This is a genomic window from Asticcacaulis solisilvae (assembly GCF_017875235.1).
GTDB classification, from domain to species: Bacteria; Pseudomonadota; Alphaproteobacteria; order Caulobacterales; family Caulobacteraceae; genus Asticcacaulis; species Asticcacaulis solisilvae_A.
This window is the reverse complement of sequence record NZ_JAGGMI010000007.1, coordinates 169,857-184,763: the sequence shown is the minus strand read 5'-3', so window position 1 is coordinate 184,763 and position 14,907 is coordinate 169,857. Positions and strand designations below refer to the sequence as shown.

General features: G+C 61.9%; 17 protein-coding genes. 11 read left to right on the top strand and 6 right to left on the bottom strand.

The genetic code is table 11. The annotated features are described in order from the left end of the window. The first annotated feature begins 109 nt into the window (after positions 1-109). Positions 110-1,108 carry an alpha/beta fold hydrolase gene (locus J2X24_RS13555; RefSeq protein WP_209722493.1) on the top strand — a complete coding sequence of 333 codons (999 nt, stop codon included), beginning with the start codon at positions 110-112 and terminating at the stop codon, positions 1,106-1,108. A 51-nt stretch (positions 1,109-1,159) separates the two neighbouring features. Here the strand turns inward: J2X24_RS13555 and J2X24_RS13550 are convergent, their stop codons facing one another. The 5 genes from J2X24_RS13550 to J2X24_RS13530 form a co-directional block, all read right to left on the bottom strand. Continuing rightward, positions 1,160-3,028, bottom strand: a complete 1,869-nt coding sequence (locus tag J2X24_RS13550) for a M2 family metallopeptidase (RefSeq protein WP_209722490.1) — start codon at positions 3,026-3,028, stop codon at positions 1,160-1,162. Between the two features lie 113 nt (positions 3,029-3,141). Next, positions 3,142-3,363, bottom strand: coding sequence for a hypothetical protein (locus tag J2X24_RS13545; protein ID WP_209722487.1), 222 nt, complete (start codon positions 3,361-3,363; stop codon positions 3,142-3,144). A gap of 85 nt (positions 3,364-3,448) precedes the next feature. Then, complete coding sequence (gene mtgA / locus J2X24_RS13540; protein ID WP_209722483.1) at positions 3,449-4,258, bottom strand: monofunctional biosynthetic peptidoglycan transglycosylase; 810 nt, start codon at positions 4,256-4,258, stop codon at positions 3,449-3,451. A 21-nt stretch (positions 4,259-4,279) separates the two neighbouring features. After that, positions 4,280-5,266, bottom strand: a complete 987-nt coding sequence (locus J2X24_RS13535) for a WD40 repeat domain-containing protein (protein WP_209722481.1) — start codon at positions 5,264-5,266, stop codon at positions 4,280-4,282. 156 nt (positions 5,267-5,422) lie between these two features. After that, positions 5,423-6,589 carry a CobW family GTP-binding protein gene (locus J2X24_RS13530; protein WP_209722477.1) on the bottom strand — a complete coding sequence of 389 codons (1,167 nt, stop codon included), beginning with the start codon at positions 6,587-6,589 and terminating at the stop codon, positions 5,423-5,425. 184 nt (positions 6,590-6,773) lie between these two features. Between J2X24_RS13530 and J2X24_RS13525 the strand changes: the two genes are divergently transcribed. The 10 genes from J2X24_RS13525 to rlmH all read left to right on the top strand — a co-directional run bounded on the left by J2X24_RS13525 (position 6,774) and on the right by rlmH (position 13,622). Further along, positions 6,774-7,070: a helix-turn-helix domain-containing protein gene (locus J2X24_RS13525; RefSeq protein ID WP_209722474.1), complete on the top strand. Its 297-nt coding sequence runs from the start codon at positions 6,774-6,776 to the stop codon at positions 7,068-7,070. Between the two features lie 182 nt (positions 7,071-7,252). Continuing rightward, positions 7,253-7,762: a 50S ribosomal protein L21 gene (gene rplU, locus J2X24_RS13520; RefSeq protein WP_209722471.1), complete on the top strand. Its 510-nt coding sequence runs from the start codon at positions 7,253-7,255 to the stop codon at positions 7,760-7,762. A 24-nt stretch (positions 7,763-7,786) separates the two neighbouring features. After that, the gene (rpmA, locus tag J2X24_RS13515; RefSeq protein WP_209722468.1) at positions 7,787-8,056 is read left to right on the top strand and encodes a 50S ribosomal protein L27; all 270 of its coding nucleotides are present in this window, start codon (positions 7,787-7,789) and stop codon (positions 8,054-8,056) included. 241 nt (positions 8,057-8,297) lie between these two features. Beyond that, positions 8,298-8,879: a GNAT family N-acetyltransferase gene (locus J2X24_RS13510; RefSeq protein ID WP_209722465.1), complete on the top strand. Its 582-nt coding sequence runs from the start codon at positions 8,298-8,300 to the stop codon at positions 8,877-8,879. 263 nt (positions 8,880-9,142) lie between these two features. Beyond that, positions 9,143-10,090 (top strand): IS110 family transposase, encoded by a 948-nt coding sequence (locus J2X24_RS13505; protein WP_209722462.1) that lies wholly within the window; start codon positions 9,143-9,145, stop codon positions 10,088-10,090. Between the two features lie 297 nt (positions 10,091-10,387). Then, positions 10,388-11,440, top strand: coding sequence for a GTPase ObgE (obgE, locus tag J2X24_RS13500; RefSeq protein WP_209722460.1), 1,053 nt, complete (start codon positions 10,388-10,390; stop codon positions 11,438-11,440). 7 nt (positions 11,441-11,447) lie between these two features. After that, on the top strand, positions 11,448-12,098 hold the full coding sequence (locus J2X24_RS13495; protein ID WP_209722457.1) for a nicotinate-nucleotide adenylyltransferase: 651 nt from the start codon (positions 11,448-11,450) through the stop codon (positions 12,096-12,098). Between the two features lie 79 nt (positions 12,099-12,177). Further along, a complete protein-coding gene (gene rsfS, locus J2X24_RS13490) occupies positions 12,178-12,690 on the top strand; it encodes a ribosome silencing factor (RefSeq protein ID WP_245344683.1) in 513 nt (170 codons plus the stop codon). A gap of 22 nt (positions 12,691-12,712) precedes the next feature. Beyond that, a complete protein-coding gene (locus J2X24_RS13485; protein ID WP_209722454.1) occupies positions 12,713-13,132 on the top strand; it encodes a lysozyme inhibitor LprI family protein in 420 nt (139 codons plus the stop codon). 1 nt (position 13,133) lies between these two features. Beyond that, entirely contained in the window at positions 13,134-13,622 is a 489-nt protein-coding gene (rlmH, locus tag J2X24_RS13480; RefSeq protein ID WP_209722452.1) for a 23S rRNA (pseudouridine(1915)-N(3))-methyltransferase RlmH, read from the top strand. On the opposite strand, the gene J2X24_RS13475 is transcribed toward rlmH, so the two are convergent. Beyond that, complete coding sequence (locus J2X24_RS13475; protein ID WP_209722449.1) at positions 13,619-14,860, bottom strand: ankyrin repeat domain-containing protein; 1,242 nt, start codon at positions 14,858-14,860, stop codon at positions 13,619-13,621. The two genes, rlmH and J2X24_RS13475, sit on opposite strands and share 4 nt — an antisense overlap. Between the last annotated feature and the right edge of the window lie 47 nt (positions 14,861-14,907).

Below are 14,907 nucleotides of genomic sequence, written 5' to 3'. Positions count from 1 at the left end.
GCGGCGCCATTGGCGAAGGAACCCTGCCACTGGCGAAAACACGGCAGACTTAGCGGGCCGCCGGCGGCTAGGCAAGACGGGTCAACCACACCAAACGGGGGAAGCCCATATGCTCAAACACATCATTCGCGGCCTGATCATCACACCAGTCGTCATGGCCACAATCGCCGCCGGCGTCCTGGTCTTCACCGCTCCCAAGTCGCCGCCGCCCATCGTCGCCATCGAAAGCGCCAATGATCCGATGGCCGCCTACGCCAGACAACAGCCACCGGCCCAGTACCTGACGGCACGCGATGGCGCCAAACTGGCCTACCGCATCTATCCGGGCAAGCCCGGCGGCGGCGTGGTGGTCGCCGTGCACGGATCTTCGGGCACCACGGTCGCGATGCACGGCGTCGCCAGCACGCTTTCGGCACGAGGCGCCACCGTCTATTCGCTCGATATGCGCGGTCATGGCCTGAGCAAGGGACCGCAAGGCCGTCTGGGCGACGTCGTCTATCGCGGCCAGTATGAAGACGACCTGGCGGATTTTGCCGAACTGGCGGCACGCGAACATCCGGGTGAAAAGCGGCTTCTCGTCGGCCATTCGATGGGCGGCGCGATCATTCTGAGGACCGCGAGCCTGCCCGCCTATGCAAAGAATTACGATAGCTATCTGGCTTTGGCGCCGCTGATCGCGCCGGGTTCGGTGATGGATCGTCCCAATCAGGGCGGCTGGACGACGGTCAGCGTGCCGCGCATCGTGGTCTTAACCATACTCAACAGCTTCAGCATTTCGGCATTCGACCACATGACCGTGCTGGCCATGGCCGTGCCGGAAACCGACAACAATATGCGCCCGCGCAGCTACAGCCATGCGCTGCTGGCCTCAGCCAACCTGCCGCGCAAATGGGAACCGGCGGTCGCGGCAATCAAGGCCCCGACCCGCATCCTGATCGGCAGCGATGACGAACTGTTCCGTGCCGAGACCTATCCGACCGAACTGGGCCGCGTGAATTCTGCCATTCCGGTGACGCTCCTGCCCGGCATCGGCCATATGGGCATTGTGTATGAGCCTAAGGCGCTTGAGGCGGTCGGGAGCACGGTGGCGGAGATGTTGGCGAAGTAGAAAAACGTCCGGGTATGGGGCCTGCGGCCCCACACCCCGGACGTTATCAGCTTACGCCTGCCAGCCGCAGGTCTGCCCCTTGTTCTGCTCCTGCAGCCATGCATCCAGCGGTGCGAAATAGTCGAGCACCGCCTTGGCGTCCATTTCGCGCGTGCCCGTAAAGGCTTCCAGCGCATCCGGCCACGGTTTCGACTGGCCCATTTCCAGCATGTTCTGCAGACGCTCGCCGACAGCCTTTTCGCCGTAGATCGAACAACGGTGCAGCGGGCCTTTCCAGCCGGTCTGCGCGCACGCCGCCTGCTGGAACTGGAATTGAAGCACGTGCGCCAGGAAGTAGCGCGTATACGGCACCGACGCCGGCACGTGGTACTTGGCGCCCGGATCGAAGCTGGAGGCCGGACGCTCGCCCGGCGGCATCAGACCCTGGTACTTGTTGATCAGCTCCCACCAGCGGCGGTTATACTCCGCCTCGGTGATCTGGCCCGAGAAGGCCTCCCAGCGCCAGCGGTCGACCATGATGCCGAACGGCAGGAAGGCGACCTTCTGCAGCGCCATCTTCAGCAGGAACGGAATGTCCTCGGACTCGGCCGGCACCTTGTCCAGCAGGCCAATCTGGTTGAGATAGGTCGGCGTCACCGAGCTTAAGCCGACGAAATCGCCGATCGCTTCGTGGAAGCCGTCATTGGCACCGTTCTTGAACAGATACGGCTGATCCATATAGGCCCACTGATAGTAGTTGTGACCCAGCTCGTGGTGGATGGTGTAGAAGTCCTCGGCATTGACCTGGGTGCACATCTTGATGCGCAGGTCCTCGCGGTTGTCGACATCCCAGGCCGAGGCGTGACAGACGACTTCACGGTCCTTGGGGCGCACGATCTGCGACCGCTCCCAGAAGGTCTGCGGCAGTGGCTTCAGGCCCAGCGAGGTGTAAAAAGCCTCGCCCGTCTTGACCATCTGAACTTCGGTATATTTCTTGTTGGTCAGCAGCTTGTCGAAATTGTAGCTCGACTTGATGGTCTTGGGCGCCACCACGTCATAGATGTTCGACCAGTCCTGGGCCCACATATTGCCCAGCAGGTCGGCGCGGATCGGTCCGGTCTTGGGCTGGACCATATCGCCGTATTTTTCGTTCAGCTTGCGCCGCGTGAAGCAGTGCAGGTTGTCGTAGAAAGGCTTGATCTGGCCCCACAAACGGTCGGTTTCGGCGGCAAAGGCGTCGGGCGCCATGTCATAGCCCGACCGCCACAGGGCGCCGGTGTCCTTGTAGCCGAGGCCCTGCGAGCCCGTATTGGCGGCGGCGATCAGCTTGGTGTAGTCGGACTTCATTGGGCGGGCGATGCCCATCCAGCCTTCCCACATGGCGCGCGTCGTGACGGGATCGCGGCTGGTCGCCAGGACGTTCGACGCCTCGGTCAGGTTATAGGTCTTCTGCTTGTAGGTGAACTTGCCCGTCGAATAGGTCGAATCGAGCTTGGTCGTCAGTGCCGCCAGTTCTTCGGCCGCGCCGGGACGATCGGCCGCCGGCAGGACTTGCGACAGGCGCAGCAAATCGAGCTTGCGCCGCGTGTCGGCGTCAACCTCGACGTCGTTGAACCTGGCAGCACCCAGCGCAAGCTTGACGGTCGCTTCGGTCAGGGCCGCATTGGCCTTGGTTTCCAGCCATTCGGTGTCGTGGATGATGTAGGTCGCCCGCGCCCATTGCGCATGGTTGGCGGCTTCGCTCAAGGCCGCCAGCTGCTTTTCGGCGTCGTCGGCATAGGCCTTGGCTTCGGCGGCGGTCGGCTTGGCCGGAGCCGGCGGGGTCGTATCCTGCGCGATAGGCTTGGGCGCTTCCGGCACCGGCCCAGGCGTCGTATTCGACGTGGTCGCACAGCCGGTAAGCAGCGCGACACACGCCGCGGACAGTAACAGATGCTTCATGACAGCCCTCATTTCCGCAATGGTTAATTGGCGGGAAGGGAAGGCTATTTCTAAGGGAGCGTCAAGGGGTTTGACGGTGTATGGCAAACGCCACCACACCCCCGATCAAATCCCTATTTGCTGCGCGAAACCGGGCCGGCCGAACGGCCAGCCTTTTCGACGGAGCGTTGCTGCTGCTCCATGGCCGCACGCGCCATTTGCTGGCTGCCGAGCATCTGCGCGGGATTTCCCTTGTCTGCGCTTGCCGTTGCGGATGTGGTAGCGCAGCCGCTAAGCAGAACCGGCGCAGCCAGAACCGTCGTCACAGCGCTCAAAAATAATAATGCACGCTTCATAACAGCCTCCCGTCTTGGTTGATTAGCCAAGGGAAAGCCATTTTCACGAAAGCGTCAAGCCGAATCTGGTGTCCTTACACCGTGATCAGTCCGCCGACAGACAGGCATTATAGCCACCGGCATCGACGGCCCGGGCACGCGACTGGATGCTGCCGGACCGCTTCTTGACGTACTTGCCCGGTTTGGCGGCCTTCCACTTCAGCGGGCTGGGCAGGATCGCCGCCAGGCGTGCAGCCTCTGCGCGCGTGAGGTTTTTCGCGCTCTTGCCGAACCAGTGGCGCGATGCCGATTCGGCGCCGTAGACGCCGGGCCCCCATTCGACGCTGTTGAGATAGACCTCAAGGATACGGTCCTTCGGCCACATGACCTCGATCAGGAAGGTGTAATAGACCTCGAAGCCTTTGCGCACCCACGACCGCGACGGCCACAGGAAGACGTTCTTCGCCGTCTGCTGTGAAATGGTCGAAGCGCCACGCTTGCGCTTGTGACTGGCATTATACTTCTGCGCCTTCTCGATGGCCTCGTAGTCGAAGCCGTCGTGCGTGCAGAACTTGGCATCCTCGGCGGCGATGACCGCGGCCTTGAGATAGGGGCTGATATCATCGGCCGACACCCAGCGATGGTCCAGCCCCTTGCCCTCGGCCAGCCGTTGCCACATCAGGAACGTGACCGGCACGGGCACGAAGCGGTGGATGGCGACGGACAGGATCGAAAACGCAAAAAAGCCGACGATGACAAGGCCGATCAGCCGCAGCCAGCGAACTTTACGCTTCGGCTTTGGCACGGGCTCTTGCTGCGCTTCCTCGATCGGCGCCGCTTCATTCCCGGCCTTGTCATAAAGAATCTCGGCGTCCGGCGCGCCCTTGGCCTCGCCGCCCTCGTCTTCGTTACTCATCTACTCGCCCCAGGTAAGCCCCTATGCTTCCACCTCGTAGATATAAACGAAACCGTCCTCATCGCCAAACAGTATGCGTGTACCGGTTTCGGACAGGGCCAGGGCCGTGATCGGGCTGCCTTTTTCGCGCTTTATCCATTCGATGCCCGTCGATTGCAGCTCACCCAGCCAGACGCGGCCATCCTCGGTGCCGGCGGCCAGCAGCGTGTCTTCGCTGCTGCCCGCAACGACCGACACCATGGTCGATGGTTCTGGATTGATCTCGGAGGCTTCCTGGCCCATCGGGCCGTTGGGCCCGAGGAAGGGCCACACCACCGCGCCATTGGCGCCCGATGTGGCAAGAAGCTTGCCCTGGGCGAAGAACTGCAAGGACTTGATCTTGGCGGGATAGCCGCCCATGCGCATGTCCTTACTGTCCTTCAGACGCCAGCCGTGCAGGGCGTTTTCCTGCATGGCGGTGACGACGTAATCGCCCTTGGGCGACATGGCCAGGCGGGTATGCGATCCCGTCCACTTCAGCTTGGTCGGCTTTTGCTGAGCGACACGCGTGAACCAGACATTCACGCCGTTATAGGTCGAGCAATAGAGCTTGCGGCCATCCGGCGAAAAGGCCAGGTCGGACACCGAATGATCGTGGGTAAATATATGCTCGGTCTTTTTCAGCAGGTCGCGGACGAAGACCTTCTTGGCGGCGACATAGGCGATGACCTGGGCGTCGCCGGCAACCGCGATCCGGTCTATCCAGGCGCCCTTATGAACAGCCAGCTCGACCGAACCGGACTCCTTCGTCGTCCACACAACGCGGCCATCGTCGCCACCGGTGATGACGCCGACGCCGGTCGGGTGGACAACCGCGGTCAAAAGGCCAGCATTCGGGTGCGCCTCGAAGCTCTTGTCCGAGTCGGGAAACACGACGCGGCCGTCGCCAAGCGCGACAATGGCTTCGTCAACGGTATCGAACAGGGCGGCAACGACGAATTCGTCGTAGGATTTGGTCGTCAGGGTCATGGCACGCTCATAAAATCCCCTCTCCCTGCTTGCGGGGAGAGGGTTAGGGTGAGGGGCAATAGACCGGAGACGGCGTCTCGGAAAGCCTTTTTTGCCCCTCATCCGGCTAAGCAAGCTTAGCCACCTTCTCCCCGCACGCGGGGAGAAGGAAAGAAATCAAACCAGGCTGGCCTCGAAACCGGCGCGCAAGGCGGCCTCATCCAGGTGACGGCCGATAAATACCGCGCGCGACACGCGCTTTTCCCCCTCGCGCCACTCCTGTTGCAACTCACCTTCGAGGATCATGTGCACGGCCTGGAAGACGAGGCGCTTTTCTTCACCCTTGACGTTGAGAATCCCCTTGGCACGCAGGATGTCCTGGCCTTTTTCCGCCAGCAGCTTGTCCAGCCATTGGGTGAACTTCATGCCGTCGACCTGGCGATCGGAGCTAAGCGACACGCTCTTGATCTCTTCGTCGTGGATCGGGTTGATGGTGTGGCTGCAATGTTCGTCATGGACGTGACCGGCTTCGCCGTGGGCCGGATTGTGGTGATGATGACCATGGTGATGATGGTCGTGACCACAGTGCTCATCGTGGACATGACCCGGCGCGCCGTGGGCCGGGTTGTTATGGTGATCGTGATGGTGGTGATCATGATCGTGATGATGGTGGTCATGATCATGGCTATGGGCGTGGTTTTCGACCGTCTCCATCTTGGCCAGGTCGAAGCGATGCTGGTTGAGCAGGCTCTTGATCGGCACGTCCGAACGCTGGGCGCGCTGGATCGAGGCCAGCGGGTTCAGCCCCTTCAGGCGGCCTTCGATCTCATCAAGCTTCTCCGGCGTCACCAGGTCGGTCTTATTGAGGATAATGTGGTCGGCGAACGCGACCTGTTCCTTGGCCTCCTTGCCGTCCTTCAGCGCCTGTTCGAAGTGGCGCGCGTCGACCAGGGCCGTCACCGAATCGAGATAGGTCTTGGCCTTGATCTCTTCATCGACGAAGAAGGTCTGCGCCACCGGGCCGGGATCGGCCAGGCCGGTCGTCTCGACGATGATCGCGTCGAACTTGCCCTTGCGCTTCATCAGGCCCGACAGGATGCGGATCAGGTCGCCGCGCACCGTGCAGCAGACGCAGCCATTGTTCATCTCGAACACTTCTTCGTCGGCGCCGACGATCAGGTCATTGTCGATGCCGATTTCGCCGAACTCATTGACGATGACCGCGTACTTCTGGCCGTGGTTTTCCGAAAGGATGCGGTTCAGCAGCGTCGTCTTGCCGGCCCCGAGATAGCCGGTAAGCACGGTGACGGGGGTCTTCTGGGAAACGGCAGCGGTGTCGGCCATGGTCATCTCTTAGTCTGTTCGGGGCTGTTACTTTATATCCGGTCTAAGTATGCCTTTGTCGGATGAAATCAAGCCAAAGTGACGACGCCGGGTGTAAAACGGCCGCTACGCCACATATTGGTCTTCAGTTTTTGGCGAACATGCGTTATATTGCGCTGCACAATATCGTTTTGCGTAAGAGCCTATGTCCGACACTGCCACCCTCCCCGCCAAAGATCGCCCCCTTCTGCTGACCTCCGCTGAATTCGCCCGCCTGGCCGACCTGGCCTGGCGCACGGATCCGCGCAAAAGCCTGGCGAAACAGGTCTCCGAAGCCATCGGCGTATCCGAAAGCTCGGTTGAGCGGTGGCTGAAGGACGACGCACACCCCGCCCCCGCCGATCGCATCGCCCAGGCGCTGAAGCTGGCCAATGAGCGCATGTACGCCAATGCCGATCTCCTGATGAAAGTCGCGACCGTCCTGTCCAGCCATCCGGCGTGAGCACGGCCTGACAATAATTGACGAAATTCGGGTATCCGGCGTTGACTCTATGCGACATCTGAGTATAAGTCGCGCCCTCTCGCCCAGGGCCTACCCGGTCCATGGGGCGGTTTTTCCATTTCTCGCGCGGACAGTTGAGCCTATCGCTCACAACGCCTGCGCCATATATGAGGCACTTGACCATGTACGCGGTCATCAAAACAGGCGGTAAGCAATACCGTGTCGCCGCCGGCGACCTGATCAAGGTCGAAAAGCTCGAAGGCGAACCCGGCGCTGCCGTGACCTTCAACGAAGTGCTGATGCTCGGCGACGTCGTCGGCGCGCCTCTGGTTGACGGCGCCGCGGTCACCGCGACCCTCATCGAAACCCGCAAGGGCGAGAAGGTCCGCATCTTCAAGAAGATCCGCCGTCAGGGCTATCGCCGCACGACCGGTCACCGCCAGTTCGAAACCGTCCTGCGCGTCACCGGCATCTCCGGCGCCGGCAAGACGTCGAACTGGGACGGCACCGTCTCGCTGACGACGAAGGCCGAACTGAACGCCCGCGCCCGTAACCTGGCGCCGCGTGGCGTTGCCGCCGCTGTCGAAGCCCCGGTCGTCGAAACGGCTCCGGTCGCTGCTGAGGAGGCTGCGGCCCCCAAGAAGAAGGCCGCGCCGAAGAAGAAGACCGAAACCACCGCTGACGAAGCGTAAGTAGAGATTTGAGGAGCTAGTCCCATGGCACACAAAAAATCTGGCGGTTCGTCGCGTAACGGCCGCGATTCAGAATCCAAGCGCCTCGGCGTAAAGCGTTTTGGCGGTGAGAACGTTCTCGCCGGCAACATCCTGGTTCGCCAGCGCGGCACCAAGTTCTGGCCAGGCACCAATGTCGGCCTCGGCCGCGATCACACGCTTTTCGCCACAGCGACAGGCGCGGTGAAGTTCACGACGAAGCGCGACAACCGTTGTTACGTGTCGATCGTTCCGGCTGCTGAAGCCGCCGAATAAGCACTGATCAGACATTTCGGATCGTGCTTACGAAAAGTTAAGCCGATCCGGACCGAGATTTGAGCGGGAGTCCGGATTCTACCGGGCTCCCGTTTTCGCGTTTGGATTTCAGAAAAAAGACCTGAAATCAAAAAAGTGATCCCGCTCAGAGACACACCCTCTCGAACTGACACAGTTCGACCCTAAATAGGCCGCATCCCGTCCGCATAAGGGCGCGGTAAAAGGCCAAAGGAGATGAGCAATGATCACCAGACATGACATTGACCGGCAGCCACCCATCGGTAAGCCTGAGCAGATCAGCATCGAAACCTCGCGTCTCAGCCTGACGCCGCTCAAAGCCGCCGACATCGATAATTTCATGGCCGTGTTCGCCGACAAAAACGCCGCGCGCATGACCCATGCCATCCCCCACCCGCTCAGCCGCGACGAAGCCGCAAGGCTCTTAAGCGACATGGCGGCGTCGAAACTGACCTACTGGGCCGTCCGCGTTGAGGACGAGCAGTTGATCGGTGTGATCTCGCTGACCAAGTCGACCTGCGGCAAGGCCCCGGGCATGCATAGCTTCGGCCCCAACCTGAGCGTCTTCATCGCTCCTGCGCACCAGGGCCGCGGCTATGCGCTGGAGGCCATCGACGGCCTGCTGCGCTGGGTCAAGAAGCGCAAACTGCACCGCATCGTCCATGCGGCGCACTTTGCCGACAACGAGCCGTCGGCGCGCCTGCTGGTCAATGCCGACTTCCTCTATACCGGCCGCAAGACGATGGAGACGTCGCGGGCGCGTGATGGCGAACATCAGGCCCTGCACATGATCCGGATTCTGTAGCGGTCTGTTTGACCGTCTGAGGTCCCTATAGCCCCCACCACCGCATCTTGCCTGTGCAAGCACAGGCTCGTGCGGTCCCCCTTGTTTGTCGGAATGGTGCTAGAGTTTTGATGGATTGGAGCGTTCGCAGCGCTCCAATCCATCTGAAGGCTGGACCGTTTTCCCCTGAGCTTCGTGGGCTGTTGGGGAGCTGGGTCACCTTTGGATTTCATGCCTCGGATGGTTGCGTGGGCGTAAGGGCCCGAAGACACAAGGGTGAGATCATGAAACAGGGTGAGTATAGCATTGTCGTAGCCGGTTTGGATATCGGCAAGGGATGGCTTGATGCAGCTTTGGCAGATGTTGATGTCCATCAGCGGTTTGCCAATACAGCGACAGGGATTTTGGATCTGATAGCCTGGCTGAAGCCGCACGGCGTTACGCGCGTGGGTATGGAGGCGAGCGGAAACTACGAACGCGATGTGCGTGAAGCGCTGGAGGCTGAGGGCTATGAGGTCATTGTCCATCAGCCACAGGAAATCCGGGCCTTTGCCCGCTTCCGCCGCCTGCGGGCCAAGTCGGACAAGATCGATGCCGGCATAATCGCCAAGGCGACGAAGCATTGGGAAGGCATGGTTGCCCGGCGGGACAAGGACCTAGTCGAGATGGCGGAAATCCTGACGCTGTACGAGCATGTCACCAATATGCTGGCGCAAACCCGCACCATTGCTGAACATCAGCGTCTGAAGGCGGTCTGCGAGGTCCAGGCCAAACTGGTCGATCAACTCCGCCGGCAGAAGGAAAACCTTAAGGCCATGGTCCTACGCCGCATTCGGCAAAGGCCCGACCTCGTCGCACGCTTTGACCTCCTGAAAAGCCTGCCCGGCATAGGAGAGACTGTGGCGGCGGTTCTTGTGGTCCGCATGCCAGAGCTAGGCGCGCTCAAGCCTGGTCAGGCGGCATCACTGCTGGGTGTCGCGCCCTTCGACCGCGATTCCGGCGCCATGAAAGGCATGCGCTTTATCAGCGGAGGACGGGCAAGGCCAAGGACCTTTGTCTATCTCGCCGCCGTCACCGCGAAGCGAAAAGGCGCCCTCAAAGTCTTCGCGGAAAAGCTCATCAATGCCGGAAAGCCCAAAAAGGTCGCTATCGTCGCCATCATGCGAAAGCTTATCGAAGCCGCCAACCTTGTCCTCAAAAGACAAGCGCCTTGGATAACCAAAGACGCCTAATCCACATGGTTGCTCCCCACACGCATTCGATTTCGTTACTACGAATGAGGTGCGCGCAGGGAGGTATAGAAAAGTAAACGTCAGTGCCGTCCGCCGGTAATTGTATAGACGACTGGCTCTCATCATTCCTCCCCATGAGCGGCGCAGACTTTCAGCGCAATGAAGCGAGTGGGGAGGGGAACCGCACAACTGAGCGATAGCGAAGGCGATGCGGTGGTGGGGGCCATTAACCCTCCTTATTCTCCCCATGAGCACAAGGTCGTTGATCTTGTGCTCGTTTTCGTACAAGTAACGCCGATGAAGTTCCTCGATCAGTGCAAGATTTTTATTCGTTCCGGCAACGGCGGAGGCGGCAGCGTCTCCTTCCGTCGGGAGAAGTTTATCCCGAACGGTGGCCCCGACGGCGGTGACGGCGGCAAGGGCGGCGACGTCTGGATCGAGGCGGTCGAGGGCCTGAACACCCTGATCGACTATCGCTATCAGCAGCACTTCAAGGCGAAGACCGGCGAGCACGGCAAAGGCCGCCAGATGCACGGCGCCAATTCCGAGGACGTCGTCCTGAAAGTCCCGGTCGGCACCGAAGTCTTCGAAGAAGATTTCGAAACCCTCATCGTCGACCTGGACGAACCCGGCAAACGCCACCTGCTGGCCAAGGGCGGCAATGGCGGCTGGGGCAATACCCGCTTCAAGGGCCCGATCAACCAGGCGCCGACCTTCGCCCTGCCCGGCCAGGAAGGCGAGGAAAAGTGGCTGTGGCTGCGCCTGAAACTCATCGCCGATGCCGGACTTCTCGGCCTGCCCAATGCCGGCAAGTCGACCTTCCTGGCGGCCTCCAGCGCGGCCAAGCCCAAGATCGCCGACTATCCCTTCACGACGCTGGTCCCCAATCTCGGCGTGATCGACTTAGGGCCTGACCAGCGCTTCGTCCTGGCCGATATCCCCGGCCTGATCGAAGGCGCGTCGGAAGGCGCCGGTCTCGGCACCAAGTTCCTGGGCCACGTCGAACGCACCAAGGTGCTGATCCACTTGGTCGACGGCACCCAGGATAACCCGGTCGAGGCCTACAAGATCATCCGCCGCGAACTGGAGGCCTATGCCGCGGACCTGGCGGAACGGCCGGAAATCGTCGCGATCAACAAGGTCGATTCGATCGACGCCGATACGCGCAAGTCTCTGAAGCAGAAGATCAAACGCGCTTCGGGGCAGACACCGCACATGATATCGGGCGTCACCGGCGAAGGTGTGCGCGAGCTTTTGTTCGCCGCGCTTGAAACCATCCAGGGCAACAGGCCGGAAAATAAGGACGACGAGGCCGAGGTCTCGGCGCCTTACGACCCGTGGGACAAATGATCCGCTGATGTGGTTTGCCGGCCCCGCTCCGATGTCGCCCGCCATGGGCTCTGCCCTGCGCAGCGGACCACATCTGGAACGCGGCATGACGGTCGGGCTGTTCGGCGGCTCGTTCAACCCGGCGCATGAGGGCCACCGCCACGTCGCCGATACGGCGCGCGCGCGCTTGGGGCTCGACAAGGTCATATGGCTGGTCTCGCCGCAGAACCCGCTGAAAAGTCGTCATGACACCGCGCCGCTCAGTGAACGCATCGAAGAACTCAGGCCCTTTATCGGACCGAACGACGTCATTTCGGACTTCGAAACCCGGATCGGCGCGACCTATACGCTCGACACCCTGCGCGCCCTGAAAACGCGCTATCCCGGCGTTCATTTCGTCTGGATCATGGGCGGGGACTCGCTGGCCAGCTTTCACCGCTGGCGGGGATGGGTGCAGATCATGCACATGGTGCCGGTCGTCGTCGTCTCGCGTCCCGGCGCGCTGATGAAGGCCCGCCTGTCGCCGGCCGCCAAACGCTTCGCCCACTACCGCCATCCCGAACGGGCCGGCCATATCCTGCCCTATCGCCAGGCGCCGGCCTGGAGCTACATAAAGGGCCCGCTGCACGGTCATTCATCGACGGCGATCCGCGCGCAACGCCGCACGCCATTGAAATAATTCCGGCGGCGATTCAAGACTCTAGGCGTTCACAAACGCTTGCAGAACTTAAATGTGAAGCCGCAGCCTTGAACGAGGGATGACCGGGAACCAAGTTTGTGATACGGTTATTGCCGGTACAGTCGTAAAAGGAACCCTGACCCTGTCTCTTCAACCCGCGCATGATGCGCAAAAGCCCGTTATCGAGTCTCAATCGCTTGAGACCACCACTCTGAGCACGCTGGCCGAAGGGGAGGCCACAGGCCAGAATTCCGACATGTCGCTGGAAACGCTGATCGTCAACCGTCTCGACGACGACAAGGCGCAGGACATTGTCTGCATCGACCTCAAAGGCAAGTCATCGGTCGCCGACACCCTGATCATCGCATCGGGGCGCTCGCACCGCCACGTCGGCGCTCTGGCCGACCACGTGCTGCGCGCCCTCAAGGAAGCCGGCTATGGCAAGGCCAAGGTCGAAGGCCTGCCGGCCTGCGACTGGGTGCTGATCGACGTGGGTGACGTCGTTGTCCACGTCTTCCGTCCGGAAGTCCGCGCCTTTTACAATATCGAAAAGATCTGGTCGCTGTCGCCTTCGGACCACAGCCTGTCCTGACATCCATCAAGGGGGAAGCTTCGTGAAACAGCTGGCAATGCTTACGGCAGGCCTGTCCCTGTGTCTGGCCGCCCCTGCCCTGTCCGCCCAGCGGCCGATCAAGGCCATTAAGCTTCCCACCCAATGCGCCGGCTTCAGCAACAGCCAGCATGCGGCGGCGTGTTACAGCGCGCGTCTCGACGCCGCCACGGCATCTTTGGAAGCCACGATCGCCGAGATCATTCTGAAGGGCAAGTTCGACCCCGATGCTGCGGCCTCCAAGACCTTCGATTCCGCCCACGACTTTTGGCTCAAGGAAATGAACCTGACCTGTAAAGCCGTTGAGAGTTTCTACGAGGGCGGGACGCTCGCGGTCGCCGAACCCTTGCGCTGCAAGGTCGAAATGACGGAAGGCCGTACGCAGTTGCTGCGCAGCCTTTACCGGACGGTTTTGAAAAACTGATATGAAGCTGACCCTGTGCGCCGTCGGCAAGCTCGGCGCGACCACTGAAAACGCCATGGCGCGCGATTACTTGAGCCGCGCCACGCAGACCGGCCGCTCATTGGGCCTGGGTCCCGCCGACCTGATCGAGGTCGAAGCGAAGAAGGCCAAAAATCTCACCTCAGCGCAGTTGAAGGCCGCCGAAGCCGAAGCCATCCGGGCAGCCCTGGCCGAGGGCGGTATCCTGATCGCCTGCGACGAGCGCGGCGAGCAACTGACCTCGCGCGCCATCGCGCAACGCATTGAGAAATACAAGGATCGCGGCGAACGGCGCGTCGTCTTCCTGATCGGCGGCGCTGACGGGCTTGATGCGGACCTGCGCAACTCAGCCGCCTTTTCGCTGGCCTTCGGGCCGCAGACCTGGCCGCACGCACTTGTGCGCGTCATGCTGGCCGAACAGATGTACCGCGCCGTGACCATATTGGCCGGCCTGCCGTATCATCGGGATTAATGCAACGCTTCGACCGGCGCCAACAGGCGCAGCAGGACCTGGTCGCGCCTTTGCTCAGCCGACACCAAAGGCGTGACGCCATAGTGGTCCTCTGCGGCCACCGAGGCGCCACGCGCCAGCAGCAGCGACACCACCTCATACTTGCGGCAGCGCGCCGCCACCAGTAGCGGCGTCTCGCCGTCGATATTGCGCGCTTCGATGTCCGCGCCCTTGTCGAGCAGGACCTTCACCCCGTGAACGAAGCCTTCCTGGGCCGCCGTATGCAGCGGCTGGTCCTGGTCGGGGAAGGATGGCTGGTCGACGCCAGCGCCCGCCTTGATCAGAAGGTCGGTCATGTCGTCGTCTTCAAAGGTCACGGCCTGGCGCAGGGCCGCGCCCTCTTCGGCGCTGACGTCGGCGTGGCGCGCCACGAACACCGCCGCGATCGGAATATTGCCGCTGGCGGCCGCCGCGACCAACGGCGTGAAGCCGCGATTGTCGTGCTGCATCAGGTCGGCGCCGGCCTGGATCAGGGCGTCGGCGATGCGCAGGTGCGCCGGCGTCATGTCGAGGCTGGCATACTCGGCCAGGATGTGGAGACCACTGAAGCCCAGGGCATTGATCGTCAACGGATCCGCGCCGTTTTCAAGCAGCAGGCGGACTATGCCGTCATGGCCGCCACTGACGGCCAGGTGCAGCGCCGTGTCATCATTGCTGTCTGCCAGACTAAGATCCGCCCCGGCCATCACCAGTAGGGCCGCCACATCCCCCGCCCCGGCTTCGCAGGCATGGTGCAGGGCCGAACGGCCGGCAGCATCGGTCAGGTTGACATCGACGCCCGCCGCGACCAGCGCGCGCGCATCGCGCACCGCCCACTCGCCGGCGGCCGGGTCGCAATCCTCGTCCTTCGTGACGCTGGCGGCGCGCATCAGGGGTGTCTCGCCTGAATGGGTGCGGACATTGGCGTCCAGCCCCTGGCCCAGAAACCAGCTGAGGACGCGTTCATCGGGCGTAGCAATCGCCAGGTGCAGAGGCGATGTGCCGTCATAGGCGTTACAGGTGGCGGGATCGGCGCCCGAGGCTTCGAGCGTTTGCAGCACGCCCAGGTCGGCGAACGGCCCGCTTAAAGCCGCATGAAAAACCGGCGCGGGATCGCCTGGCTCATAGGCCAGGGACACGCCCAATCCCAGCGCGGAGCGCAGCATCGGCAGGTGGGATTTGGCTAGGGCGCGAAACAGCGCCTGACGCAGGCTGTCCATTGGCATCGTGAGAATCGTCAGTGTTCGGGAGCGGAGAGAACGCCGAA

Excerpts from the sequence above, each read along its gene's own strand:
- J2X24_RS13555 (WP_209722493.1), top strand. The coding sequence starts at position 110 with ATGCTCAAACACATCATTCGCGGCCTGATCATCACACCAGTCGTCATG.
- J2X24_RS13550 (WP_209722490.1), bottom strand. The coding sequence starts at position 3,028 with ATGAAGCATCTGTTACTGTCCGCGGCGTGTGTCGCGCTGCTTACCGGC.
- J2X24_RS13545 (WP_209722487.1), bottom strand. The coding sequence starts at position 3,363 with ATGAAGCGTGCATTATTATTTTTGAGCGCTGTGACGACGGTTCTGGCT.
- mtgA (WP_209722483.1), bottom strand. The coding sequence starts at position 4,258 with ATGAGTAACGAAGACGAGGGCGGCGAGGCCAAGGGCGCGCCGGACGCC.
- J2X24_RS13535 (WP_209722481.1), bottom strand. The coding sequence starts at position 5,266 with ATGACCCTGACGACCAAATCCTACGACGAATTCGTCGTTGCCGCCCTG.
- J2X24_RS13530 (WP_209722477.1), bottom strand. The coding sequence starts at position 6,589 with ATGGCCGACACCGCTGCCGTTTCCCAGAAGACCCCCGTCACCGTGCTT.
- J2X24_RS13525 (WP_209722474.1), top strand. The coding sequence starts at position 6,774 with ATGTCCGACACTGCCACCCTCCCCGCCAAAGATCGCCCCCTTCTGCTG.
- rplU (WP_209722471.1), top strand. The coding sequence starts at position 7,253 with ATGTACGCGGTCATCAAAACAGGCGGTAAGCAATACCGTGTCGCCGCC.
- rpmA (WP_209722468.1), top strand. The coding sequence starts at position 7,787 with ATGGCACACAAAAAATCTGGCGGTTCGTCGCGTAACGGCCGCGATTCA.
- J2X24_RS13510 (WP_209722465.1), top strand. The coding sequence starts at position 8,298 with ATGATCACCAGACATGACATTGACCGGCAGCCACCCATCGGTAAGCCT.
- J2X24_RS13505 (WP_209722462.1), top strand. The coding sequence starts at position 9,143 with ATGAAACAGGGTGAGTATAGCATTGTCGTAGCCGGTTTGGATATCGGC.
- obgE (WP_209722460.1), top strand. The coding sequence starts at position 10,388 with ATGAAGTTCCTCGATCAGTGCAAGATTTTTATTCGTTCCGGCAACGGC.
- J2X24_RS13495 (WP_209722457.1), top strand. The coding sequence starts at position 11,448 with ATGTGGTTTGCCGGCCCCGCTCCGATGTCGCCCGCCATGGGCTCTGCC.
- rsfS (WP_245344683.1), top strand. The coding sequence starts at position 12,178 with ATGACCGGGAACCAAGTTTGTGATACGGTTATTGCCGGTACAGTCGTA.
- rlmH (WP_209722452.1), top strand. The coding sequence starts at position 13,134 with ATGAAGCTGACCCTGTGCGCCGTCGGCAAGCTCGGCGCGACCACTGAA.
- J2X24_RS13475 (WP_209722449.1), bottom strand. The coding sequence starts at position 14,860 with ATGGACAGCCTGCGTCAGGCGCTGTTTCGCGCCCTAGCCAAATCCCAC.